This is a genomic window from Caballeronia sp. LZ028, assembly GCF_031451415.1.
Classification (GTDB): Bacteria; Pseudomonadota; Gammaproteobacteria; order Burkholderiales; family Burkholderiaceae; genus Caballeronia; species Caballeronia zhejiangensis.
Genome location: NZ_JARUXN010000006.1, coordinates 74,988 through 96,387, shown reverse-complemented (window position 1 = coordinate 96,387; position 21,400 = coordinate 74,988). Strand labels below are relative to the sequence as shown.

At 62.9% G+C, this 21,400-nt stretch carries 29 protein-coding genes and 1 tRNA gene; 20 read left to right on the top strand and 10 right to left on the bottom strand.

Annotated elements, in window-relative coordinates:
- The first annotated feature begins 156 nt into the window (after positions 1-156).
- Positions 157-1,191, top strand: a complete 1,035-nt coding sequence (locus tag QCE58_RS30455; RefSeq protein WP_008345706.1) for a methyl-accepting chemotaxis protein — start codon at positions 157-159, stop codon at positions 1,189-1,191.
- A 15-nt stretch (positions 1,192-1,206) separates the two neighbouring features.
- Here QCE58_RS30455 and QCE58_RS30450 read toward each other — a convergent pair whose 3' ends face one another.
- On the bottom strand, positions 1,207-2,169 hold the full coding sequence (locus tag QCE58_RS30450; RefSeq protein WP_250522694.1) for a LysR family transcriptional regulator: 963 nt from the start codon (positions 2,167-2,169) through the stop codon (positions 1,207-1,209).
- Positions 2,170-2,287: 118 nt separating this feature from the next.
- Between QCE58_RS30450 and QCE58_RS30445 the strand changes: the two genes are divergently transcribed.
- Positions 2,288-3,454, top strand: a complete 1,167-nt coding sequence (locus QCE58_RS30445; RefSeq protein ID WP_309780664.1) for a mandelate racemase/muconate lactonizing enzyme family protein — start codon at positions 2,288-2,290, stop codon at positions 3,452-3,454.
- A 32-nt stretch (positions 3,455-3,486) separates the two neighbouring features.
- On the opposite strand, the gene QCE58_RS30440 is transcribed toward QCE58_RS30445, so the two are convergent.
- Positions 3,487-3,708 carry a DUF2795 domain-containing protein gene (locus QCE58_RS30440; RefSeq protein ID WP_008345700.1) on the bottom strand — a complete coding sequence of 74 codons (222 nt, stop codon included), beginning with the start codon at positions 3,706-3,708 and terminating at the stop codon, positions 3,487-3,489.
- A gap of 124 nt (positions 3,709-3,832) precedes the next feature.
- Here QCE58_RS30440 and QCE58_RS30435 point away from each other — a divergent pair, with 124 nt between their 5' ends.
- The 8 genes from QCE58_RS30435 (at position 3,833) to QCE58_RS30400 (ending at position 9,875) form a co-directional block, all read left to right on the top strand.
- Complete coding sequence (locus QCE58_RS30435) at positions 3,833-4,378, top strand: DUF4142 domain-containing protein (protein WP_008345698.1); 546 nt, start codon at positions 3,833-3,835, stop codon at positions 4,376-4,378.
- A 149-nt stretch (positions 4,379-4,527) separates the two neighbouring features.
- Positions 4,528-5,490, top strand: coding sequence for an alpha/beta fold hydrolase (locus tag QCE58_RS30430; RefSeq protein WP_008345696.1), 963 nt, complete (start codon positions 4,528-4,530; stop codon positions 5,488-5,490).
- 128 nt (positions 5,491-5,618) lie between these two features.
- Positions 5,619-6,116, top strand: coding sequence for a ferritin-like domain-containing protein (locus QCE58_RS30425; RefSeq protein ID WP_008345694.1), 498 nt, complete (start codon positions 5,619-5,621; stop codon positions 6,114-6,116).
- A 24-nt stretch (positions 6,117-6,140) separates the two neighbouring features.
- Positions 6,141-6,362: a hypothetical protein gene (locus QCE58_RS30420; protein ID WP_008345692.1), complete on the top strand. Its 222-nt coding sequence runs from the start codon at positions 6,141-6,143 to the stop codon at positions 6,360-6,362.
- 157 nt (positions 6,363-6,519) lie between these two features.
- Positions 6,520-7,035, top strand: a complete 516-nt coding sequence (locus tag QCE58_RS30415; protein WP_008345691.1) for a CinA family protein — start codon at positions 6,520-6,522, stop codon at positions 7,033-7,035.
- A complete protein-coding gene (gene nadE, locus QCE58_RS30410) occupies positions 7,032-7,889 on the top strand; it encodes an ammonia-dependent NAD(+) synthetase (protein ID WP_250522695.1) in 858 nt (285 codons plus the stop codon). The genes QCE58_RS30415 and nadE overlap by 4 nt, the downstream gene beginning before the upstream one ends.
- A gap of 8 nt (positions 7,890-7,897) precedes the next feature.
- Positions 7,898-8,788, top strand: a complete 891-nt coding sequence (locus QCE58_RS30405; protein WP_250522696.1) for an MBL fold metallo-hydrolase — start codon at positions 7,898-7,900, stop codon at positions 8,786-8,788.
- Between the two features lie 55 nt (positions 8,789-8,843).
- A complete protein-coding gene (locus QCE58_RS30400; RefSeq protein ID WP_175982158.1) occupies positions 8,844-9,875 on the top strand; it encodes an SDR family oxidoreductase in 1,032 nt (343 codons plus the stop codon).
- 25 nt (positions 9,876-9,900) lie between these two features.
- On the opposite strand, the gene QCE58_RS30395 is transcribed toward QCE58_RS30400, so the two are convergent.
- Positions 9,901-10,092, bottom strand: a complete 192-nt coding sequence (locus QCE58_RS30395) for a DUF2934 domain-containing protein (RefSeq protein WP_008345682.1) — start codon at positions 10,090-10,092, stop codon at positions 9,901-9,903.
- A gap of 34 nt (positions 10,093-10,126) precedes the next feature.
- Positions 10,127-10,471 carry a YqjD family protein gene (locus QCE58_RS30390; protein ID WP_250522697.1) on the bottom strand — a complete coding sequence of 115 codons (345 nt, stop codon included), beginning with the start codon at positions 10,469-10,471 and terminating at the stop codon, positions 10,127-10,129.
- Positions 10,472-10,642: 171 nt separating this feature from the next.
- On the opposite strand from QCE58_RS30390, the gene QCE58_RS30385 reads away from it, so the two are divergent.
- Positions 10,643-11,059 (top strand): hypothetical protein, encoded by a 417-nt coding sequence (locus QCE58_RS30385; RefSeq protein ID WP_250522698.1) that lies wholly within the window; start codon positions 10,643-10,645, stop codon positions 11,057-11,059.
- A gap of 58 nt (positions 11,060-11,117) precedes the next feature.
- The gene (locus QCE58_RS30380; RefSeq protein WP_250522699.1) at positions 11,118-13,535 is read left to right on the top strand and encodes a glucose/quinate/shikimate family membrane-bound PQQ-dependent dehydrogenase; all 2,418 of its coding nucleotides are present in this window, start codon (positions 11,118-11,120) and stop codon (positions 13,533-13,535) included.
- 52 nt (positions 13,536-13,587) lie between these two features.
- On the opposite strand, the gene QCE58_RS30375 is transcribed toward QCE58_RS30380, so the two are convergent.
- The 4 genes from QCE58_RS30375 to QCE58_RS30360 form a co-directional block, all read right to left on the bottom strand.
- Positions 13,588-13,857 carry a hypothetical protein gene (locus QCE58_RS30375; protein WP_250522700.1) on the bottom strand — a complete coding sequence of 90 codons (270 nt, stop codon included), beginning with the start codon at positions 13,855-13,857 and terminating at the stop codon, positions 13,588-13,590.
- On the bottom strand, positions 13,854-14,081 hold the full coding sequence (locus tag QCE58_RS30370) for a hypothetical protein (RefSeq protein WP_008345673.1): 228 nt from the start codon (positions 14,079-14,081) through the stop codon (positions 13,854-13,856). The genes QCE58_RS30375 and QCE58_RS30370 overlap by 4 nt, the downstream gene beginning before the upstream one ends.
- Before the next feature lie 113 nt (positions 14,082-14,194).
- The gene (locus QCE58_RS30365; protein WP_175982156.1) at positions 14,195-14,836 is read right to left on the bottom strand and encodes a DUF1109 domain-containing protein; all 642 of its coding nucleotides are present in this window, start codon (positions 14,834-14,836) and stop codon (positions 14,195-14,197) included.
- A complete protein-coding gene (locus QCE58_RS30360; RefSeq protein ID WP_033535687.1) occupies positions 14,833-15,378 on the bottom strand; it encodes a sigma-70 family RNA polymerase sigma factor in 546 nt (181 codons plus the stop codon). Before QCE58_RS30360 ends, QCE58_RS30365 begins: the two co-directional genes overlap by 4 nt.
- 365 nt (positions 15,379-15,743) lie before the next feature.
- Here QCE58_RS30360 and QCE58_RS30355 point away from each other — a divergent pair, with 365 nt between their 5' ends.
- Genes QCE58_RS30355 through QCE58_RS30345 form a run of 3 tightly spaced genes read left to right on the top strand, consistent with a single transcriptional unit; the run spans position 15,744 to position 17,460 of the window.
- Positions 15,744-16,373 carry a cytochrome b/b6 domain-containing protein gene (locus QCE58_RS30355; protein ID WP_175982155.1) on the top strand — a complete coding sequence of 210 codons (630 nt, stop codon included), beginning with the start codon at positions 15,744-15,746 and terminating at the stop codon, positions 16,371-16,373.
- Between the two features lie 14 nt (positions 16,374-16,387).
- On the top strand, positions 16,388-17,164 hold the full coding sequence (locus tag QCE58_RS30350) for a molybdopterin-dependent oxidoreductase (RefSeq protein WP_250522701.1): 777 nt from the start codon (positions 16,388-16,390) through the stop codon (positions 17,162-17,164).
- 47 nt (positions 17,165-17,211) lie between these two features.
- A complete protein-coding gene (locus QCE58_RS30345; protein ID WP_250522702.1) occupies positions 17,212-17,460 on the top strand; it encodes a pentapeptide MXKDX repeat protein in 249 nt (82 codons plus the stop codon).
- Between the two features lie 40 nt (positions 17,461-17,500).
- Here QCE58_RS30345 and QCE58_RS30340 read toward each other — a convergent pair whose 3' ends face one another.
- Positions 17,501-18,355 carry an alpha/beta fold hydrolase gene (locus QCE58_RS30340; RefSeq protein ID WP_250522703.1) on the bottom strand — a complete coding sequence of 285 codons (855 nt, stop codon included), beginning with the start codon at positions 18,353-18,355 and terminating at the stop codon, positions 17,501-17,503.
- 144 nt (positions 18,356-18,499) lie between these two features.
- Here QCE58_RS30340 and QCE58_RS30335 point away from each other — a divergent pair, with 144 nt between their 5' ends.
- Positions 18,500-19,129 carry an ABATE domain-containing protein gene (locus QCE58_RS30335; protein ID WP_250522704.1) on the top strand — a complete coding sequence of 210 codons (630 nt, stop codon included), beginning with the start codon at positions 18,500-18,502 and terminating at the stop codon, positions 19,127-19,129.
- Between the two features lie 122 nt (positions 19,130-19,251).
- Here the strand turns inward: QCE58_RS30335 and QCE58_RS30330 are convergent, their stop codons facing one another.
- Entirely contained in the window at positions 19,252-19,635 is a 384-nt protein-coding gene (locus QCE58_RS30330; RefSeq protein ID WP_033535688.1) for a hypothetical protein, read from the bottom strand.
- Between the two features lie 245 nt (positions 19,636-19,880).
- On the opposite strand from QCE58_RS30330, the gene QCE58_RS30325 reads away from it, so the two are divergent.
- The 4 genes from QCE58_RS30325 (at position 19,881) to QCE58_RS30310 (ending at position 21,340) form a co-directional block, all read left to right on the top strand.
- Complete coding sequence (locus QCE58_RS30325; protein WP_250522705.1) at positions 19,881-20,321, top strand: Hsp20/alpha crystallin family protein; 441 nt, start codon at positions 19,881-19,883, stop codon at positions 20,319-20,321.
- A 28-nt stretch (positions 20,322-20,349) separates the two neighbouring features.
- A complete protein-coding gene (locus tag QCE58_RS30320; protein ID WP_008345656.1) occupies positions 20,350-20,757 on the top strand; it encodes an Hsp20/alpha crystallin family protein in 408 nt (135 codons plus the stop codon).
- Positions 20,758-20,946: 189 nt separating this feature from the next.
- Positions 20,947-21,019, top strand: a tRNA-Lys gene (locus tag QCE58_RS30315).
- 81 nt (positions 21,020-21,100) lie between these two features.
- Positions 21,101-21,340, top strand: a complete 240-nt coding sequence (locus tag QCE58_RS30310; RefSeq protein WP_008345654.1) for a DUF3072 domain-containing protein — start codon at positions 21,101-21,103, stop codon at positions 21,338-21,340.
- Positions 21,341-21,400 lie beyond the last annotated feature (60 nt).

Here is a 21,400-nt window from a genome sequence, read left to right as displayed (position 1 = left end):
CGCGGCTCGAAACAGGGCATGTTTTCGCTTCACTGGTGCTCGGTGAAAGCACGCGTCACTTCACAAACGTTTGCTTCGTAAAAGCTCAATCGTCAGACAAACAGGCGCGAACCTTGCATTGATCGGGATACAAAACCGACCCTACGAAGAAGCCACATGTCCAATCCGCAAGCTATCGTCGATCTGACACATGAAGTCAAACGCCTCGCCTCGGGCAAGATCAGCGACATCAACGATATCAACCGCGAGACCACCTTCCTGGCACTGAACGCGCTGATCGAAGCTGCCCGCGCCGGCGATGCGGGCAAGGGCTTCGCTGTCGTCGCCAAGCAGGTGAAGCACGTATCGACACGCATCTCCGACATCACGGCCGGCCTCAACAAAGAGCTTGCCGGATCGCTTGCGACGCTCACGGAACTCGGCGACAGCATGATCGAGCGGATGCGATCGCTCGACGGTCAGCGGTACACGGACCTTGCGTTGAACATGATCGACATCATCGACCGCAACCTGTACGAGCGCTCCTGCGACGTGCGCTGGTGGGCGACGGACTCGGCATTGGTCGGATGTCTCGCCGATGAGCGCGCGGCGGCGCGCGATCATGCCTGCAGCCGCCTCAAGGTCATCCTGGATAGCTACACGGTTTATCGGGATCTCTGGGTCGTCGATGCGAACGGCGTGGTCGTGGCGAACGGACGTCACTCGACTTACGCGGTGCGCGGGCAGAACGTGGCGGGCGCGGAGTGGTACAAGGCCGCAATGAAGACGGCGTCGGGCGCGCAATACGTGGCGTCGGATGTCGAGACAGTCGCGCCGCTCGACAACGCACAGGTCGCGACGTATTCGACGGCGATTCGCGAGGGCGGCGCGCCGGATGGTCGCGTGCTCGGAGCGCTCATCATCTTCTTCGACTGGGCGCCTCAAGCCGAGACCGTCGTCAAAGGCGTTCGCCTGAGCAACGAAGAGTGGGCGCGCTCGCGCTGTCTGATCCTGGATTCGTCGTTTCGGGTGATCGCCGCGTCGGATGGCAAGGGCATCCTCAACGAGCGCTTTCGCTTGCAGACGGGCGGCAAGGAATCGGGCTTCTACCGCGATGCCGGCGGTGCAGTCGTATCGTTTGCAGCGACGCCCGGTTACGAGACCTATCGCGGTCTGGGCTGGTACGGCGTCATCTGCCAGATGCCGGCATGAGACATCGGCGGCCGCTCAACGGCGCGGACTTCGCTTCTTGCGCTCGCGAAGTTCGCTGCCTGTATCGACCGGCGTGAAGGGCGCCTGAAACCGGCCGACCAGGAAATCGATGAACGCGCGCGCGCGAGCAGTCTGATTCTTCTGCCGCGGATAGTAGACGAAGAGATCGGCCGAGGGCAGCACGGTGTTCGGCATCACGAGATTGAGCCTTCCGCTTTGCACGTACTTCGCGAGATCCCATTCCGAGCGGATCAGAATGCCGTGTCCGTCGAGCGCCCAGCGAAGCACGATATCGCCGTCATTGCTCGACAGCGCGCCCTTGACCTTGATCGCCTCGATGTGGTCATTGACGATATAGCGCCACACGCCGTAGGCATCGTCGTTCTGTCGATGAATGATGCAGCGATGCCGAGCCAGTTCTTCGACGCGCTCCGGCGTGCCGTATTTCTCGAGATATTTCGGCGACGCGCATAAGAACCGCCGGTTGCTCATGATTCGCCGCGCACTGAGCCGGCTGTCCGGAAGATCGCCGAAGCGTATCGCCAGATCGAACGCGCCTTCGATCAGATCGACAGGACGGTCCGATACTTCGAACTGGACTTCGACGCCCGGATAGCGCTTCGCGAATTCCGAAACGATCGGGGCGATGGTCGTCCGGCCGAATCCGAGCGTTGCATTGATGCGCAACGGGCCTTGCGGATCGCGGCTCGCGACCGATAACGCCTCTTCCATCTCACGCACCTGTCCGACGATGTGAGTCGCGTAGCGCAGATACGTTTCCCCTTCGGGCGTGAGGCTGACGCTGCGGGTCGTCCGGTTGACGAGGCGCACGCCGAGCCTTTGCTCGATGACGCCAAGCCGCTTGGTCGCGGCGGGCGGAGACAGATCGAGCGCACGCGCCGCCCCCGACAAACTCCTGAGCTTCGCAAGCAGGATAAAGAACTCGAAGTCGGTCGCGGTCTGCGTTTCGGTATTCACCGGATGTGAATAATGATGTGAACGGAAGTGCAGTTTAGCAGCGTTCGTCGCGGGTAAGCTACGTTCCACGTTGCAGCCGCCGGGTTGCAATACCTGCCAAGACCCTGGAGACATTGCCGTGAGAATCGTCGAAATCCGCGAGAAGACCGTACCGATCAGTTCACCCATTCGTAACGCCTACATCGACTTCAGCAAGATGACGTTGAGCGTGGTTGCCGTCATCACCGATGTCATGCGCGATGGCGAGCCGGTCGTCGGCTACGGCTTCAACTCGAACGGCCGCTACGGCCAGGGCACGCTGATGCGCGAGCGCTTCATTCCGCGCATCCTCGAAGCCGATCCCGCTTCGCTCATGAACGACGCAGGCGACAATCTCGACCCGCACAAGATCTGGGCGACGATGTTCACGAACGAGAAGCCGGGCGGTCATGGCGAACGCTCGGTCGCCATCGGCACGATCGACATGGCGATCTGGGACGCGGTCGCGAAAATCGAGGGCAAGCCGCTATTCCAACTGCTCGCCGACCGCTATGGCGACGGTGAGCCGGACCGCAGGATTTTCGTGTACGCGGCGGGCGGTTACTACTATCCGGGCCAAGATCACGAAAAGCTCAAGGACGAGATGCGCAGCTACATCGATCGGGGTTATACGGTCGTGAAGAAGAAGATCGGCGGAGCATCGCTCGATGAAGACCTGCGCCGTATCGACTCCATCCTGAGCGTGCTGCAGGACGGCCAAAAGCTCGCAGTCGATGCAAACGGCCGCTTCGACCTCGACACGGCCATTCGCTATGCGAAGGCGCTCTCGCAATACGACCTCTTCTGGTACGAAGAGCCGGGCGACCCGCTCGACTTCGAACTGCAAGCCACGCTGCGCAACTACTATGCCAATCCGATGGCCACGGGCGAAGACCTGTTCTCGATGCAGGACGCTCGCAATCTCATCCGTTACGGCGGCATGCGTGCCGACCGCGACTGGCTTCAGTTCGACTGCGCGCTGAGTTACGGTCTCGTCGAATATCTGCGCACGCTCGACATGCTGCGCGAGCACGGCTGGTCTCCGAGCCGATGCATCCCGCACGGCGGCCATCAGATGTCGCTGAACATCGCGGCGGGCTTGGGTCTCGGCGGCAACGAGTCGTATCCGGACCTGTTCCAGCCATACGGCGGCTTCCCCGACGGCGTCAAGGTCGAGAACGGCTACATCACGATGCCGGACCTGCCGGGCATCGGCTTCGAAGGCAAGTCCGATCTCATCGTCGAGATGAAGAAGCTGCTTACCTGAGCGGCAATGCGCTGCGCGCGCCGTCTACCGACTCAGCCTTCTTCCTGACCGACTGCCTTCGACACCTCCGCGGGCGTCTGAAACTGCTGATCCGGCAACGCATCGAGCGCGGACATCACGTCTTCGCTTGCGCCGTTGCTGCGCGCGGTTTCGACGAGCGTCTGCTTGTCGGCGGGATAGTCGACGCCCTTCAAGGCTTTCTGCATGTCGATGAACACGCTGTTGGAACCGCCGGAGGATGAGTTGCTTGCCATGATTCGCTCCCTTGATCAATGAATCATGGGCTTCGACAGCAGCCGTTGTGCCTGTCCAGCGCGGGGCACGGCATCGCAATTGCTGACATATGCCGCGAATCGACCATTTACTCAGGAGGCTTCCATGAAGGCACATTCGGCTCTCGTTACACTCGTCGCGGCAGGTTTCATCGGCGCGGCGCCTATCACCGTGCTGGCACAGACGCAGGCAGCGAGCACCACTCAGGCCAACGACCTGCCGGCGGTGGACAAGGCTTTCGTACAGGCCGCCAGCGAATCGAGCTCGACCGAGATCGACACGGCCAAGCTGGCGACCAGCCAGTCGCAGGACAAGGACGTGAAAAGCTTCGCGCATCACATGATGATCGACCATACGAAGCTGACGATGCAGCTGAAGATGGCGGCGCCGCATGGCGTCGAAGTGCCGAAGGACAATTCGGACACGACGGTTATCGATGCGCTCAAGCCGCTCAAGGGCAAGGAATTCGACACCATGTACATTCAGAAGGTCGGCGTCGAAGGGCATCAGAAGGCCGTCGCCGCTTTCCAGAAGGAAGCGCAGGAAGGCCAGAACGCCGACCTCAAGAAGGCGGCGCAGAAGGCGCTGCCGACCATCCAGAAGCACCTGAAGATGGCGCAGGATCTCGCCGCGAAGAAGGGCGTGCAATAAGCCCGGCTGACGGTTTCGGAGCACCGAAGCCGAAGCGATGGACGAAGCCCCGCGCGGAACCACGCGGGGCTGCTTTTTCTTGCGGGCTCGCTGGCGCGTCTACGAGGCAGCGCGGGTTCGCCGGATTCATCAGACCGAACGGGTAACGCATGTCAGATACACGAACCGGATCCCTGCTCTCGCGCCGGGCGATAGCCGGCGGCGCGGCTGTCGCGTCGATCGGTCTTGCCGCATGGACGGCCATGCGAGCGCGGCGCGCGGAACGCGACTTTCCGCCCACGGGCCAATTCATCGATGTCGATGGCGTGCGCCTCCACTATCTCGACGAAGGAGAAGGCCCGGTCGTCGTCCTGCTGCATGGCAATCTGGTCGCGTCGCAAGACTTCGTGGCGAGCGGATTGTTCGAGCGGCTCGCCCGGCGTCACCGCGTAATCGCCTTCGATCGTCCCGGCTTCGGGCACAGCGAGCGGCCGCGCGCGCGCATCTGGACGCCGCAGGCTCAGGCCACGTCGATCCAGCTTGCGCTTAAAAGGCTGGGACTGACGCAAGCGGTGGTCGTCGGTCATTCGCTCGGCAGTCTCGTCGCAGCGGCGATGGCGCTCGAACCACGCCTGGACATTCGCGGACTCACGCTGATCTCGGGTTACTACTATCCCACTGCGCGCGCGGACGTTGCGATCAGCGCGCCCGCGGCCATGCCGATCGTCGGCGATGTGCTGCGCTACACCGTGTCGCCGATCGTCGCTCGCATGATGTACGGCCGCACGGTGCAGGCCATGTTCGCGCCGCGCGCCGTACCCGATGCCTTTCACGGCCATGTACCGCGCGAACTGGTCTTGCGCCCGTCGCAGATGCGCGCGACGGCAGAGGACGCCGCTTGCATGATTCCGGCCGCGGCATCGATGTCCGGGCGATACGGCGAGATCGACGTGCCGGTTCGCATTTTTGCCGGCAGCGACGACGCAATCGTCGATACGGACTCGCAGTCGGGCCGTCTTTACAAGGACATCGCACAAAGCGCGCTTTCGATCATGCCGGGCCTCGGGCATATGGTGCATTACGACGACGCGGGCCGCATCGGCGACGCCATCGAGACGATGGCGCTCGAATAGCCGCGACTGCGCATCCAGAACCGTTAGGCAAGCTGATCAAGATTGCACGGCACGCGAATTGCGCGGAGAGAAGCGGGCGCCGGTCGAGCCGGCGCGTCCCATCAACCCGATCCCGAACCGGAGGCATCATGGCATCGAAAACGTTGCAGGACCTTTTCATTCATGCACTTTCCGACGTGTACAGCGCCGAGAAGCAACTGACGAGAGCGCTGCCGAAGCTCGCACGGGCGACGACCAACGGGCAACTGAAGCAGGCGTTCGAGACGCATCTGGAGGAAACGAACGGGCAGATCGAGCGCATCGATCAGGTGGTCGAACTTTTCGGCGTCAAGTTGAAGCGCATCAAATGTGCGGCGATGGAAGGTCTCGTCGAGGAAGCGCAGGACGAAATCGAAACCTTCGAGCAGGGCCCGATTCGCGACGCCGCGTTGATCGCCGCCGCGCAAAAGGTCGAGCACTACGAGATCGCGACCTACGGCACGCTGGCGACGCTCGCGAAGCAACTCGGCAACGAGGACGCGATGAAACTTTTGCTCGATACCTTGCAGGAAGAGAAGGCCACGGACGAGAAACTGACCCAGCTCGCGAAGACGCAACTCGCCGAGGAAGTGCAGCAGAAGGGCTGAAATTCGTTCACTCTGGAGATGAAGATGGCAGGCGACAATTCATACAAGCCGGGCGAGATCGTGAAGGTCTCGGGTATCTACTCGGTGGTCCACGATGACGGCAAGGACACGTTCGAAGTGACCTGCGTGGAAGGCGAGCACTTTCCGCCCACCCGGAGCGGAAAAGGCGCGCACTTCGAGCTGAAGTACGGCGCCACGCATGCTCACAAGCATGGAAATCTCAAAGGAACGGAAGCCCGGTCCTGATCGACGCCTTGCCGTAAGCGCGACATCGACGCACGCCGACAGGGTTCGGCGTGCGTCGTTTTCTTTGCGGCTGTCACACGACATGCCGGGCTCCCGCAGTGGCATACGAACTGCTAACAGCATCGCAACAGACCAGAACCTTTCGGAAGGCCGAATCATGGACATTCCCCGTCAGGCCGTGTCATTCCTCACCTCGCGCGGACTCATGCTCGCGACAGCCGAATCGTGTACCGGCGGATTCATCGCCTCGCTGGTGTCGTCGGTGCCCGGCAGCGGAAGCTGTCTCGACGTGGGCTTCGTCACGTACTCGCCGACTGGCAAGGCGGGCTTCCTCGGCGTGCGCGAGGACACCATGCAGCAGCATGGGCTGACGAGCGAAGCCGTCGCGCGCGAGATGTCGGAGGGCGCGCTGCGGCAGGAAGCATGTTGCGCGCAGATCGCGGTATCGAATACGGGCGTCGCCGATGCGGTGCCCGACGGGCCGCCATCGGGTACGCAGTGCTTCGCGTGGTCGTATCGTGCGCGCGATGGCACCATCGTCACCTTCAGCGAGACGAAGAAATTCGAAGGCGAACGCAACGATGTCCGGCGCGAAGCGGCGCTTTATGCGCTATCGCGCATCGAACACTACTTCGATCAGCAGCACGCACAGCGAGTCAGGGAGAAACGATGAACGAGCAAGCTACCGATTGGCGCAGCTGGCAGGCAGCCGTGATTCGCGAACTGGGTGTCGCGAGCGATTTCGACGTCGAAGCCGAGCGCGAGCGGCGCATCGACTTTCTTTGCAGCTATCTCTCATCGCAGGGACTTCGCACTTACGTGCTGGGGATCAGCGGCGGCGTGGATTCGTCGACGGCGGGGCGCCTCGCGCAACTGAGCGTCGAACGTCTTCGCGCGAGCGGTTATGACGCGCACTTCGTCGCGCTGAGACTGCCCTATGGCACGCAGCGCGATGAGGAAGACGCCCGGCTCGCGCTCGATTTCATACGTCCGGACGAGACGCTGACCGTCAACGTCAAGGGCCCATCCGACGCCATGCTCGCGGCGCTCAAAGAGGGTGGCGCGCAGTACACGGACGACTTCCAGGAAGACTTCGTGCTCGGCAACATCAAGGCGCGCGAGCGCATGATCGCGCAATACGCCGTTGCGGGCGCGCGGGTGGGCGTCGTCATCGGCACCGATCACGCGGCCGAATCGCTGATGGGATTCTTCACGAAGTTCGGCGACGGCGGCGCGGACGTGCTGCCCTTGTCGGGTCTGAACAAGCGCCGCGTGCGTGCGCTTGCGCGTTCGATGGGCGCGGCGGATCGCCTCGTGATGAAAGTGCCGACAGCCGATCTCGAATCGCTTACGCCGCAACGCCCCGACGAGGATAGCTATGGCGTGAGCTATGAAGACATCGACAACTTTCTGGAGGGCAAGGAAGTCAGCGAAGAAGTGCGGCTGACCATTCGCCGCTTCTATACGGCGACGCGCCACAAGCGCGCGCTGCCGGTCGAAGTGCCGCGCGAAGACCGCTCTGCTTGAGGCATGGCGTGCGTGTTCATCACCTTAACTGCGTATCGAGCTGTCCGCTCGGCGGCAAGCTCTTCGATGGCCGCACGCCCGGCCTTCTGCGCCGGGGCGAACTGACGTGCCATTGCCTGCTCGTCGAAACGGGCGAAGGTCTCGTTCTGATCGATACAGGCTTCGGATTGCGCGATGTCGCCGATCCGCGCAGCCGCCTGTCGGCGTTCTTCCTGCTGATGCTCAAGCCGGACTTTCGCGAGGAGATGACCGCGCTACGCCAGATCGAACGGCTGGGCTTTTCGGCCAGCGACGTGCGGCATATCGTGCTCAGTCATCTCGACTTCGATCATGCGGGCGGCCTCGATGATTTCCCGCACGCGAAGGTGCATCTGCTGCGCATCGAGCGCGACTATGCGGTGCGTCAGCAGACGTGGCTCGATCGGCAGCGCTTCAGACCTCAACAATGGTCGACGCAGCCGAACTGGCAACTTCACGACGCCACCGCCGGCGACCGCTGGCATGGCTTCGAATGCGTGCGGCCGCTCTCGGATTCGTTGGACGGTATCGCACTCGTGCCGCTCAGAGGACACACCTTCGGTCATGCGGGCATCGCGGTACGCAAGGAAAACGGTTGGCTGCTGCTGGCGGCCGACGCGTATTTCTTTCATACGGAGATGGATCTCGAACATCCGCGCTGTACACCGGGACTGGCGTTCTATCAATGGATGATGGAAAAGGACCGCGCGGCGCGGCTAAGGAATCAGGCGAGGCTGCGTGAGCTGTGCGCCAGCGTCGATTGGCGCGGCAAGCTCGACGTGTTTTGCAGCCACGACCCGATCGAATTCGAGCGCATGGCCGGACGATCGGCGGGCATTCCGGCCGACGCTTTCATACGGCCCGCGCGCTCGTGGGCGTAACGCGGCATGTCGCATGCTCTCCCGGTTTGGTCCAACCATAACCGGCGAGATCATCATGCGAGTACAGCTCAAACCACTCAGCGAACAAGTGATCGTCATCACGGGGGCGACGAGCGGTATCGGTCTCGTCACCGCGAGAATGGCGGCGAAGCGCGGCGCGCGCCTCATGCTCGTGGCGCGCGACGAAGCGGCGCTCAAGGCGCTGTCGGACGAGTTATCGCACGGTGACACCCAGCGAGCGGCTTACGCCGTTGCGGACGTGGGCGACGCGGCGCAGTTGCAGGCCGCAGCCGATGCGGCCATCGCGCGATTCGGGCGCTTCGATACATGGATCAACAATGCGGGCGTATCGCTCTATGGCCGATGTACCGACGTCCCGCTCGAAGACCAGCGCAAGCTCTTCGATACGAATTTCTGGGGCATCGTGAACGGCTCGCTCAGTGCGTTGAAGCATCTGCGCGAGCATGGCGGCGCTTTGATCAATCTCGGCAGTGAACTGTCGGATGTCGCCATTCCGCTGCAAGGGGCATACGTCGCGTCGAAACATGCGGTGAAGGGCTATACCGATGCGTTGCGCATCGAGCTGGAAAACGATCGTGCGCCGGTGTCCGTCACGCTCATCAAGCCTGCGGGAATCGACACGCTCTTCGTCGAGCACGCGCGAAACTATCTCACGCACGAGCCGAAGCTGCCGCAACCGGTCTATGCGCCCGAGGTGGTCGCTAAAGCGATATTGCATTGCGCCGAGGTGCCCGAGCGCGATGTCCATGTCGGTGGGGCGTCGCGCGCGATGGCGTCGTTCGGCCAGCGCGCACCGCGACTGTATGACAGGCTGGTCAGTCTCGTCGGCGTGAAGGCGCAACTCACGCGGCAGCCTCATGGCGAAGGCGACGCGTTGTATGAAGGGGCAGGCAGTCTGCGCGAACGGTCGGGCCGCAACGGCAAGGTGCGCGAGCGAAGCCTTTACACCGATGCGCGCATCGATCCGCCCGGCACGCGCGGCGTGGCGATGGGCGTCGCCGCCTTGCTGCTGCTCGACGCCGGCCGCCGCTATCTTCGGGCGACGCGCAAACCGAGGTTCGAGTAAGCGCGTCGTCGAGTCATCTTCGAGATCAGCGAGAGGACGGCGATGCGCCGGCGGGCTCGCCTCCCGGCAATTCGTTGCCGCCCATGCCAGGCTCGGTCGCCAGTTGCTGCTGCGCGATGATCCAGAACTCGTCCGAGCGGCCTTCAGGGCCGCCCGCTTCTTCCCAAAGCCGATAAGCGAGTGCCCGAATCTGTTCTTCGCTAGCCGGGACGTCCATGATGCTTTCCTCCTTTTCAGCGAACGAGCGATGCTCAGCGCGCGGCGAGCATGCCCACGACCACGCCGACCAGCGCGGCCATCGTGATCGCCTTCCACGGATTCTCGTGCACGAAGTCGTCGGTCGTATCGGCGGCGGCGCGGTACTTTCGGGTCATCGCGTCTTGCATGTCGGCGAACCGGGCCTTCGCATCGGAGCGCAGATTGCTCGTCGGCGTTGCATCGTTGCCTGCATCCCATGACTTCGATGCTTCGCGAAAGCTGCTGTGGTCTCCATTCGAGGATGTCATGTTGTCGCTCGTCGGGAATTCATAGGCGCTGTCGGCTCTTTCGGTCTTGATAGCGTTGACGGGTTCGAGCGCGCGGTCGTTGTCAGCCATGCTTGCCTCCACTGGAAATCGTTTGAATGCGATGAAGTCGCGGTGCGCGTCGAGAGACGCGCATGTGCGTGGCGCAATCGGCGTGCCGTCCTGACGAAACGAAAGTCCCGCGTGTATGGCATATCCGTTGCTCCATGATTCGCCGACTTTCATCGCTAATGGAGCGTACAAATGTTTCCTGTTCTGATGCAGCCTTTCTTCTCCGTCGCACGCACGAATCTCGAGACGGGCTTGCGCGCCGCTTCCAGTTTTGCGGTCGGTTTCCGGCAACTCGGAGAACTGAACGAAAAGACGATGCAATCCGCGCTCGCCGATGTGCGCGTTCAGTGGAGCGCGCCGCAGGCCAGCGAAGCGCAGCCTGCATTGCCGGTCGCGTTCCTGTCGTACGCAAGCGACCTGCTGTCGATCATCGCCGCGACAGGCGCCGATGTCATCGATGCAATAGGCGCCACGTCATCGCAGCCGGACGCGGGCGCGCCGAAACTCGTGCTCGCGGAATCGATCGAGCCGCCGGCATCGGTGAGCGCATCGGGCGAGACCGCAATCGTCGACGCGACCGGCGCGGTCGTGGCCCACGTCCCCAAGTAAAGCAAACGACAGGCACGACGACTGCTGCGTTGCCGGCAACGCATCCTTCTTCCATCGAATGAACACATCCTCCTCGCCGCCGCCCGCGCGGCATCGTTCGCCTTCGTCCGTGCCGAAGTGGATCACGATCGTCTTTCTCGTTCTGTCGGGGCTTTACATGGCCATCGGCGGCGGATGGCTGATCGCGGTGGGCGGCTCGCCATACTACGTGGTCGCCGGCGTGGCGATGCTCGTGATCGCGTGGCTCGTCTGGCGCGCCAACGGCCTCGCACTGTGGCTCTACGCGGCGCTGTTGCTCGGCACACTGATATGGGCGATCGTCGAGTCGGGCTTCGACTTCTGGGCGCTCGCGCCGCGTCTCGATGTGCTTGTCATCGTCGGCATATGGATGGTGCTGCCATTCGTGCTGCGCATCTTTACGTGGCCCCGGCAGTCCGGCGCACTCGCGCTCGGTGCGACCATCGTGCTGTCGGGCATCGCGCTCGCATATGCGGTGTTCAACGATCCGCAGGAGCTGGACGGCACGGTGCGCGCGGCGCCGTCGGCTGCCGCCACTGCGCCCGCGCAGCAAGATGGCGACTGGCGCGCTTACGGCAATACGCAGACCGGCACGCGCTATTCGCAACTCGCGCAGATCAACGCGGGCAACGCGCACGAACTGAAGGAAGCCTGGCGCTTTCGCACGGGCGACATGAAAGGCCCGAACGATCCGGTCGAGATCACCGATGAAGTGACGCCGCTCGCCATCGACGGCACGCTCTTCTTCTGCACGCCGCATCAGAATGCGATCGCGCTCGATGGCGCCACGGGCAAGGAGAAATGGCGCTTCGATCCGAAGCTCAAGCCCGATCCGAGTTTCCAGCACGTGACTTGCCGCGGCGTGTCGTACTACGAGACGCCCGCCGCCGAGCAGGCGCGCGCCGCCGGCAACACGACGAATCTGCCGATGTGCGCGCGCCGCATCGTGTTGCCCGTCAACGATGGGCGTCTCTTCGAACTCGACGCCGCGAGCGGGAAGCCGTGCCCCGAGTTCGCGACGAACGGCGTGCTGGATCTTCAGCATCTGCAGCCGGTCAAGACGCCCGGCCAGTACGAGCCGACGTCGCCGCCGATCGTCACGTCGAAAGTGATCGTCGTCGCGGGCGCGGTCACGGACAACTACGGCACGCGCGAGCCGTCGGGCGTGATCCGTGGTTTCGACGTGAACACCGGCAAGCTGCTGTGGGCCTTCGATCCCGGCGCGCACGACCCGAACGCGATCCCCGACGATCAGCATAGCTACACGCAGAACTCGCCGAACTCGTGGGCGCCCGCTGCCTACGATGCGAAGCTCGATCTCGTCTATCTGCCGATGGGCGTGACGACCCCCGATATCTGGGGCGGCAACCGCACGCCCGATCAGGAGCGCTATGCGAGCGGGCTGCTCGCGCTCAACGCATCGACGGGCAAGCTGGCGTGGTTCTATCAGACCGTGCATCACGATCTCTGGGACATGGACCTGCCCGCGCAGCCGACCATCGCGGATATCAGGGATCAGAGCGGCAACATCGTTCCGGCGATCTACGCACCGGCCAAGACCGGCAACATCTTCGTGCTCGACCGTCGCACCGGCAAGCCGATCGTGCCCGCGCCCGAGCAGCCGGTCCCGCAAGGCGCGGCGAAGGGCGATCGCCTCTCGCCGACGCAACCGTTCTCGCAGCTCACTTTCCGGCCCGCAAAGAACCTGACCGACGCGGACATGTGGGGCGCGACGATGTACGACCAGCTCATGTGCCGCGTGATCTTTCATCGGCTGAAGTACGAAGGGCCGTTCACGCCGCCGTCCGAGCAGGGCACGCTCGTGTTCCCCGGCAATCTCGGCATGTTCGAATGGGGCGGGCTCGCCGTCGATACGGACCGACGCATCGCAATCGCCAATCCGATCGCGCTGCCGTTCGTCTCGAAGCTCGTGCCGCGCGGCCCCGGCAATCCGATCGATCCGCCGCAAGCGGGCCAGGCGGGCACCGGCACCGAAGTCGGCATTCAGCCGCAATACGGCGTGCCGTATGGCGTGGAGCTGAATCCTTTCCTGTCTCCGCTGCGTCTGCCTTGCAAGCAACCCGCGTGGGGTTATGTCGCCGCGCTCGATCTCGACACGAACAAGGTGATCTGGAAGAAACGCATCGGCACGACGCGCGATGCATCGCCGATTCCGGTTCCGTTCCGCATGGGTATGCCGATGCTGGGCGGACCGATGACGACCGCCGGGCACGTCTTCTTCATCGGCGCGACGCAGGACGATTACCTGCGCGCCTTCAGCACCGACACCGGTGAAAAGCTCTGGGAAGCGCGTTTGCCCGCCGGCGGCCAAGCCACCCCGATGACCTACGAAGCGAACGGCAAGCAGTACGTGCTGATCGCGGCGGGCGGTCACGGCTCGTTTCTGACGAAGCTCGGCGATTACGTGATCGCGTATGCGCTGCCGGACAAGCATTGACCGCGACTCGTCCCGCCTGATCGATCGATTCGGGCGGGACGGCGGAGCCCGGCTAGTCGCCTTGCTCGTCGAGGTTCTTGCTCGATGAATTCGATCCTTCCGTGTCCGGTTTCGACGACTGGTCTTTTCCGGACTCGGTTCTCGATACGTCCAGTTCATCGAGCTTTTTGTCGATTTTTTCCTTGTCGCCGCGGTCCAGCGCTTCGCGAGCCGCGCGGTCTTTTTCGCGCTCGTCCTCTGCATTGGCTGCGTTGTTTTCCGGCTGGTTCATGCTTTCGTCTCGGTGGTCGATATCAGGGATGGGATCGTGCGGACGCGTCATCGCGTATTGAGCCGCACGAAAGCGTCGATCCAGTCGCGGGCCCAGATCCTTGCGTACGCGATCGCGTCTTCGCGCGTGTCGAATCCGGCAAGGTCGCCGCTCATGAAGATCTGGCCCTCGCTTCCGTTTTCCGCGGGCATGGTGATTCGCGCGTGGGCCATGAACTCGCCGTCTGCCCGGCGCGGGGTGGGATCGATGTCGAAAGTAAGGGAAGTGGGGCCCATGGCGTTGCTCCGGCTGACATCTGATCGGACGCGGCGACGTCGCGCTTCCTTACATCAGCATTGATCGGGCCTGGCAGGATCGGCTTCGGTACGCTCGCGCCTCACGACGCCGATCACCAGCGCAGCAGCCTGGGCCCGAGCCAAGCGCCGATGCCCGCGGGCAGCATCATGCCGATTGCGTACCACACGCTCCAGAACGCCGGGCTCATCTCCGGGCAATGCAGGCAATAGGCGACGGTGGCGATCGCGCTCGCGAGCAGACCGGCGACCGCGCCCACGAGGCGAAGGCGTGTGGGCGCGAGACTCTTCATCGCCCAGAACACGGCGGGAAAAGTCGGGACCGACAGCAGCAGAATGTTGAACGGACACGTACGCCACGACTGGCCGAGCACGATGGGCAGACGTTCGGCCGGCGCGGCGCCCTCGAGCACCAGCCAGCCCGCGAGCCACACCGCGACGAACGGCACGCCGACGAGCGCCCACGCATAACCCGCACGAACGCCCGGACGCCCGAGCCGCGTCACGGCGATGAACGCGCCGATCGCCACCACGAACGGATACGCCATCTTGGCCCAGAACACCGGCGTGCGCGCGATGCTCGCGAGATCCGGCCGCACGCCGTAGACGATGGCCATCAGGATCACCGAGCCGAGCGCGCCCAGCAGCAGCGCCCTGGCGAAGCGCCGCGCCACCGCGCCGCGATCGATGCGCGTCACCTGATTCGCGAGCAGCCCGATGAGGTCGTCGGTTTTCATCGCAATCCCCGAAGCCGTGCGGCGAGCGCCTTGAGCCCACGATGCACGCCGACCTTGACCGCCGATTCCGACAGCCCCGTGATGCGCGCGGTTTCCATCACCGACAAGCCTTCGAGTTTCATATGCACGATCGGCAGGCGCTGCTTGTCCGGTAAGTCCTCCAGCAATTTGCCTATGTCGCGCCGCGCTTGCGCGGGTTCGTCGTCGGAGACGGCGAGCAAGTCGGCATAGTCGTCGATGGGATCGTTCAGGGATTCGCGGCGTGCGCGCGAGCGGAAATAGTCCATCAGCTTGTAGCGCGCGATTGCGTGCAGCCACGCGGTCAGCGGTTCGTCGGTGCGATAGGTGTGACGCGCATTATGCACGGCGAGCAGAATGTCCTGGACGAGATCTTCGACATCGTCGCGATGCTGCGGAATGCGTCTGCGCAGATAGCCGCGCAAGTGCCGCGTAAGCGCCTGCAGAAAATCGCGGTATGCGTTCGGGTCGCCATCGAGTCCGGCGATGAAAAGCACTCTCAGGCGGTTTTCCGCTTCTTGCAAGATGGTTCCCGTATTGGCGAGACGGCCGGACGGCAATTCATACACGGCGCCTGACGTGCGCGTACGGGGCGCGGACGCGTCGTGTGTCAGATCGGGCGCTTCAGAATAGACGAAGCCGTGATGCGCCGCAATAGCGCTCACGAGGGTCGAAAACGCGCCGTCGCGGTCCATCTTTTTCATTGCGCAAGCGTGTTGAAAGCCGTGCGTATCCGCATGACGAACTCCTTGCATGTCTTGTGAGCTAGTTCGTCTTTGCGTGCCGATTGGTTACACGACGGGAAACAGAAAAAGAAAAACCCGTCTGTAACCGAACGCGGACTCGCGACGAATTCACCCGTATCCGACGCTTCATCACGGGGACCGACATGCAAACGACACTCACGCAGACGCGCGAAACCGCGCAACGCATTCCGCCCATTCATCCGCTCTGGCTGCGCATCACGCATTGGCTCAACGCGTTCGCCGCGCTGATCTTGATGCTTTCGGGCTGGCGCATCTACGACGCTTCGCCGGTGTTTCCAGGCATCGTCATTCCGACGTCGATCACGCTCGGCGGATGGCTCGGCGGGGCGTTGCAATGGCATTTCGCCGCGATGTGGCTGCTGGTCTTCAACGGCATCGTGTATCTCGCGCTCAATCTCGCGAGCGGCCGCTTTCTTGCAAAGTTCTTTCCGCTCTCGCCGCGCGCCGTCCTGCACGATCTGATCGCGGCGCTCACCGGCAAGCTTTCGCACGCGGACCTTCGTCAATACAACGCGGTGCAGAAGCTCGCTTATCTCTTCGTCGTGATCGATCTGATCGTGCTCGTCCTGTCCGGTCTCGCGATCTGGAAGTCGGTGCAGTTTCCCTTGCTGCGCGAAATGATGGGCGGCTATGACCGCGCGCGCGTCGTGCATTTCTGCGCGATGGCCTTGATGGCTGCGTTCGTGGTCGTGCATGTCGCGATGGTCGCGCTCGTGCCGCGTTCGCTGCTCACCATGCTGCGCGGCCGCTGATCCGGAGACTCGCGATGAACACGAACGACAGAAAGATCATGAAGCTCGACCGCGCCTCGATACTCGCGGACGCGCGCCGCGAACTCGACATGCCTTCGCGGCGTCTCTTCGGCAAGCGCATGCTGACGCTCGGCGGCCTGTCGCTGTTGGCCGGCTGCTCCATCACCGATGAAGACTCGGTCAACACGTTCCTGACCGCCGTCTCGCGCCTGAACGATCGCGCACAGGCGCTGCTCTTCGACCCGAAGCGTCTCGCGCCCACTTATACCGAAGCGCAGCTCACGCGACCGTTTCCGTTCAACGCGTATTACGGCATCGACGACGTGCCGCATGTCGATGGCGGCGACTATCGGCTGAAGGTGAGCGGTCTCGTCACGGGCAAGCGTGTGTGGACCTTGCCCGAGCTGTATGCGCTGCCTCACGCGGAGCAGATCACGCGGCACATCTGTGTCGAAGGCTGGAGCGCGATAGGGCGATGGGGCGGCACGCCGTTCTCCGAGTTTCTGCGTCGCGTGGGCGCGGACACGACCGCGAAATACGTCGGCTTTCGCTGCGCGGACGACTACTACGAAAGCATCGACATGCCGACCGCGCTGCATCCGCAGACCTTGCTCACGTTCGAATACGACGGCGAGCGTCTGCCCGCGAAATACGGTTATCCGATGAAGCTGCGCATGCCGACCAAGCTCGGCTACAAGAACCCGAAGCACATCGTCGAGATGTTCGTCACCAATACGTATCCGGGCGGCTACTGGGTCGACCAGGGCTACAACTGGTTCGGCGGTTCCTGATCGCCGCACCGCATTTTTTGCTTTTCAACCCACGAAGGAGATGCACCATGAAGCGACTGATGACCGCAGTGTTTGCAACCATGATGGCGCTCGGCGCTTCGTCCGCGTTCGCGCAGGCGAGCGGCGCGATGTCCAACGACGCCATGTCTCACGATGCCATGAGCAAAAACAACATGTCTCACGACTCGATGAGCAAGGACGCGATGTCGCACGACTCGATGAAGAAGAGCGACAAGATGAAGAAGAACAACGCGATGGGCATGGACCATCCGGCTTCGGGCGCGATGTCGCAGTAAAAGCGAAGGCCGGGTGCGCGCCCGGCCTTGCTTACCGTGATTAATCGGCGAGGAATTCCTTGATCGCCGCCGCGATCTGCGCCGCGTGCGTTTCGAGCGCGAAGTGGCCCGTATCGAAGAAGCGCACGTCCGCGTTCGGGATGTCGCGCTTGAACGCTTCCGCGCCCGGCGGCAGGAAGAACGGATCGTTCTTGCCCCACACGGCGAGAAACTTCGGCCGATGCTCGCGGAAATACGCCTGAAACGCCGGATAAAGCGCGACGTTGTTGCGATAGTCGGCGAACAGATCGAGCTGCACTTCGTGCGCGCCGGGACGGTTCAGGTAGTAGTCGTCGAGCGAGTAACCATCGGGTGAAACCGCCGACGCATCGGGCACGCCGTGCGTGTATTGCCACTTCGTCGTGTCCTTCGTGAGCATCGCGCGCAACGCATCGCGATTCGTCTGCGCCGGCGTCTGCCAATACGCGCGGATCGGACTCCAGCCGTCGCTCAGTCCTTCCTCATAGGCATTGCCGTTTTGCGAAACGATCGCCGCGATGCGTTCCGGATGCTTCAGCGCGAGGCGGAAACCGGTCGGCGCACCGTAATCGAAGACGTAGACCGCATAGCGATCGAAGCCGACCCGTTCCGTGAAGCGGTCGATCACGCCGGCGATGTTATCGAACGTGTATGCGAAGCTGTCGCGGCTCGGCATGTCGGAGAGGCCGAAACCGGGAAGATCGGGCGCGACGATATGAAAGCGGTCGGCCAGGAGCGGAATCAGGTCGCGAAACATGTGGCTGGAACTGGGAAAGCCATGCAGCAAGAGCAGCTTCGGCGCGTCTGCCGGACCGGCTTCGCGATAGAACACGTTGAAACCGTCGACGTCGATATGGCGATGAGCAATGGTGGACATGGTTGTTTCTCCGCGAGTGAGGGCGTTCGTTCGTGTAACCGTTAAACGTCTGCGATGAAGGTTACTTATCGACTGGGTAACTTGTCAAGTGCGTTTTTAGCGGTTACGATGAAGTCATCATAGAAACACCGCTGGACCGAAGAAATGGAATACCGCTCACTTCCCGCATTCTTCGTGGCTGACGCGCCCGGCCTCGACTTTCTCAACTCGGTTGCCACGCCGGTCGATGAACCCGTCGACTGGCTCGCCGACGGCGAGGGCTTTTTGTCTTGGCTCGAACAGGCGAGCCTCGTGCCCGCCGACGTGCTTGCGCACATGCGTTCGCAAATCGCAGCCGCCGAACTGGACGACGTTGCGGCGAAGGCGCGCGGCTTGCGCGAATGGTTCAGATCGTTCGTGCAGAAGAACAAGGGGCGGCCGCTTGCGGCTAAAGACCTGCGCGAACTGGAAGCGCTGAACACCGTGCTGAAGCGCGATGAACAACACGGCGCGATCGTCGCGGATGCAAGCGCGTCGAGCGGGCTTGCATTCGCGATGCAGCGCCGCTATCCGACGGCCGAGTCGCTGCTGATGCCGATTGTCGAGGCGCTCGCGAAACTCGTCTGCGAAGAGGATTTCACCTACGTCAAAGCGTGCGAAGGTCCGACATGCACGCTGCTATTCGCCGATCACACGCGCGGTCACGCTCGCCGCTGGTGCAGCATGGCCAGTTGCGGGAACCGCGCGAAAGTCGCCGCGCATCGCGCGCGGCTCAGGGAAGGAAAGGGCGGTTGAGTTCTAATGGCGTGACGCGAGATCGAAGGTCCGGCCCCTGCTCGAGGTTACCGGACGCCGGGACAAGGTCGCGCACTCATTGTTCGCCGCAGGTCTGGAGCTCTGGTGTCGCGTGCGACGGTTCACTGGATCGGCGGCACCACGCCGAGCTTTTCGGCCAGCATTCTCTCGTAGACTCCGAAGTGCAGATCGACCTCTTCCTGCGTGACCACCGTCACGGAAATATTGATCTTCGTGGGCTGCAGGCCGAGGACCGTCGCGATCGCCACCTCCAGTTGCGGCGCACATAACCGGTCGTCGGCGAACGTGGTGCCGACGGCAATCTCGTAAGCAGATTCCTGCTGGAAGACGACTTCAACGAGCCGCGCACGCGCGCTCATGTTGCTGTCGATAGCCAGCCGGATGACCTCGACCGCCGTACGCATCGTCTCGGTCGGAAAACCCCTTGTCGAGCGCAGCCGGATTCGGTGCCGGCCCAGGGTCAGCCAATCGTATTCGAATTCCATGATGTCCTCGCATGGTCCGTCGGAAGCGTCGTGAAGATAGGGTGCGAGCATTCCAATTCAAGAGCGGAAAGTCGCAAAAATCCCCTTGAAATTTCCGCTCGGGATCCTATCTTGAATTCCGCTCAGGCAGTCGCGCCAGCAGTCCGGCGCGCTGCGTGTTTCGATTTGTTTGCCCGCAGCATGGCAGACGAACTGGAGCGCGTAGGCCGGTTCGTCTTCCTGCTGGTTTCAAGGAGGAAATGACCATGAGCGATCTCTACTTCGGGACCGACCTTTTCAGCGAGTTCGACCGTCTGCAACAGCAGATGACGAGCCTCTTCGGCGGTTTCCCCTCCAGCATCCGTTCCGGGCGCTCGGGCGCCTTCCCGCAGGTCAACATCGGTTCGACCGACGACTCGATCGAGATCGTCGCGTTCGCGCCGGGTGTCGATCCGGCCAGCCTCGATGTATCGATCGACAAGGGGCTGCTGACCATCAGCGGCGAGCGCGGGAGCGCACAGCCGGAAGCCGGCGACGACACACGTACCTATGCGCAGGAGCGGTTCGTCGGCGCTTTCCGGCGCGTCATCGAACTGGCGCAGCACGCGGACCCGGACAAGGTCACGGCGCAGTACACCAATGGCTGCCTGACCGTGAGCATCGGCAAGCGGGAGACGTCGAAGCCGCGCGCCATCACGGTTCAATGAAACGCGTCGCAGAACGTAGGAGGACATCATGAACGACACGACCAAACTTGCCAGGAAAGACGACACGACGGTGGCTCGGCGCGACGACGAGCAGTCGCCACGCCGGATCACGCTGGCGCCGCCCGTCGACGTCTTCGAGGATAGCCAGGGCGTCACTCTGTGGGCGGATCTGCCCGGCGTGACGAAGGACCGGCTCGATGTGAAGGTCCACGACGGCAACCTGTACATCGAGGCCGAGGCGGTGGTGCCCACGCCGGCAGGACTGCGCCTGCAGCATGCGGAGATCCGCCAGCCTCATTTCGCGCGGGCGTTCTCGCTGGGGGCTGACTTCGACGCATCGAAAATCGATGCGAACCTGAAGAACGGCGTGCTGAAGCTGACGATACCGCGCCGCGACGAAGCCCGGCCGCGCCGAATCGAAGTGCGTACGAACTGAGGCCGGCGGGCGGGCAGCAACGACAGGAGAACGTGGGTGGCGGCCGTCTGCCGCCACCCTCCGACTGCGCAGACCCGGATGCGCACCGTCATCAAGGAGCGCTCGCGCGGACATACACGCGATTGCCGGCCATCGGCCAGGGCAGGCACCCAAGAAGCGCCTCTGTGGCGCGCGGAGATCGGGCGAGCCGGGCCGTTAGCTCAGTTGGTAGAGCAGCGGACTTTTAATCCGTTGGTCACTGGTTCGAATCCAGTACGGCCCATATCGGCATCACACGTCGGGGCTTTCGCCCAGGCAGGGCACATTCTTTGCGCAGCAAGGGGCATTGCAAGGAGATCCCAGCATGACCCAGAAATCCGCCGATCCGCAAGACAACCCCAAATCGCACCCGACGTCGAACGCGGAAAAAGACCCCGCCGACTGGACCACAGGCGATGAGCCGATGACCGGCGCGCAGGCGTCTTACCTCAAAACGCTCTGCGAAGAAGCCAAGGAGCCTTTCGACGAAACCCTGACGAAAGCCGACGCGTCCCGCCGCATCGACGAACTTCAGCAAAAGACGGGGCGCGGTAAATCAGGCTGACGGCACGCGTCCGAATCCGGCACGCGTGCCTAAATTTTCCGATTCTGCCGCCGTAAACGA

Excerpts from the sequence above, each read along its gene's own strand:
- QCE58_RS30425 (WP_008345694.1), top strand. The coding sequence starts at position 5,619 with ATGGCATCGAAAACGTTGCAGGACCTTTTCATTCATGCACTTTCCGAC.
- QCE58_RS30455 (WP_008345706.1), top strand. The coding sequence starts at position 157 with ATGTCCAATCCGCAAGCTATCGTCGATCTGACACATGAAGTCAAACGC.
- QCE58_RS30385 (WP_250522698.1), top strand. The coding sequence starts at position 10,643 with ATGTTTCCTGTTCTGATGCAGCCTTTCTTCTCCGTCGCACGCACGAAT.
- QCE58_RS30370 (WP_008345673.1), bottom strand. The coding sequence starts at position 14,081 with ATGGGCCCCACTTCCCTTACTTTCGACATCGATCCCACCCCGCGCCGG.
- QCE58_RS30395 (WP_008345682.1), bottom strand. The coding sequence starts at position 10,092 with ATGGACGTCCCGGCTAGCGAAGAACAGATTCGGGCACTCGCTTATCGG.
- QCE58_RS30375 (WP_250522700.1), bottom strand. The coding sequence starts at position 13,857 with ATGACGCGTCCGCACGATCCCATCCCTGATATCGACCACCGAGACGAA.
- QCE58_RS30330 (WP_033535688.1), bottom strand. The coding sequence starts at position 19,635 with ATGGAATTCGAATACGATTGGCTGACCCTGGGCCGGCACCGAATCCGG.
- QCE58_RS30390 (WP_250522697.1), bottom strand. The coding sequence starts at position 10,471 with ATGGCTGACAACGACCGCGCGCTCGAACCCGTCAACGCTATCAAGACC.
- QCE58_RS30415 (WP_008345691.1), top strand. The coding sequence starts at position 6,520 with ATGGACATTCCCCGTCAGGCCGTGTCATTCCTCACCTCGCGCGGACTC.
- QCE58_RS30350 (WP_250522701.1), top strand. The coding sequence starts at position 16,388 with ATGAACACGAACGACAGAAAGATCATGAAGCTCGACCGCGCCTCGATA.
- QCE58_RS30320 (WP_008345656.1), top strand. The coding sequence starts at position 20,350 with ATGAACGACACGACCAAACTTGCCAGGAAAGACGACACGACGGTGGCT.
- QCE58_RS30435 (WP_008345698.1), top strand. The coding sequence starts at position 3,833 with ATGAAGGCACATTCGGCTCTCGTTACACTCGTCGCGGCAGGTTTCATC.
- QCE58_RS30365 (WP_175982156.1), bottom strand. The coding sequence starts at position 14,836 with ATGAAAACCGACGACCTCATCGGGCTGCTCGCGAATCAGGTGACGCGC.
- QCE58_RS30355 (WP_175982155.1), top strand. The coding sequence starts at position 15,744 with ATGCAAACGACACTCACGCAGACGCGCGAAACCGCGCAACGCATTCCG.
- QCE58_RS30345 (WP_250522702.1), top strand. The coding sequence starts at position 17,212 with ATGAAGCGACTGATGACCGCAGTGTTTGCAACCATGATGGCGCTCGGC.
- QCE58_RS30440 (WP_008345700.1), bottom strand. The coding sequence starts at position 3,708 with ATGGCAAGCAACTCATCCTCCGGCGGTTCCAACAGCGTGTTCATCGAC.
- QCE58_RS30420 (WP_008345692.1), top strand. The coding sequence starts at position 6,141 with ATGGCAGGCGACAATTCATACAAGCCGGGCGAGATCGTGAAGGTCTCG.
- nadE (WP_250522695.1), top strand. The coding sequence starts at position 7,032 with ATGAACGAGCAAGCTACCGATTGGCGCAGCTGGCAGGCAGCCGTGATT.
- QCE58_RS30310 (WP_008345654.1), top strand. The coding sequence starts at position 21,101 with ATGACCCAGAAATCCGCCGATCCGCAAGACAACCCCAAATCGCACCCG.
- QCE58_RS30325 (WP_250522705.1), top strand. The coding sequence starts at position 19,881 with ATGAGCGATCTCTACTTCGGGACCGACCTTTTCAGCGAGTTCGACCGT.
- QCE58_RS30335 (WP_250522704.1), top strand. The coding sequence starts at position 18,500 with ATGGAATACCGCTCACTTCCCGCATTCTTCGTGGCTGACGCGCCCGGC.
- QCE58_RS30340 (WP_250522703.1), bottom strand. The coding sequence starts at position 18,355 with ATGTCCACCATTGCTCATCGCCATATCGACGTCGACGGTTTCAACGTG.
- QCE58_RS30400 (WP_175982158.1), top strand. The coding sequence starts at position 8,844 with ATGCGAGTACAGCTCAAACCACTCAGCGAACAAGTGATCGTCATCACG.
- QCE58_RS30430 (WP_008345696.1), top strand. The coding sequence starts at position 4,528 with ATGTCAGATACACGAACCGGATCCCTGCTCTCGCGCCGGGCGATAGCC.
- QCE58_RS30380 (WP_250522699.1), top strand. The coding sequence starts at position 11,118 with ATGAACACATCCTCCTCGCCGCCGCCCGCGCGGCATCGTTCGCCTTCG.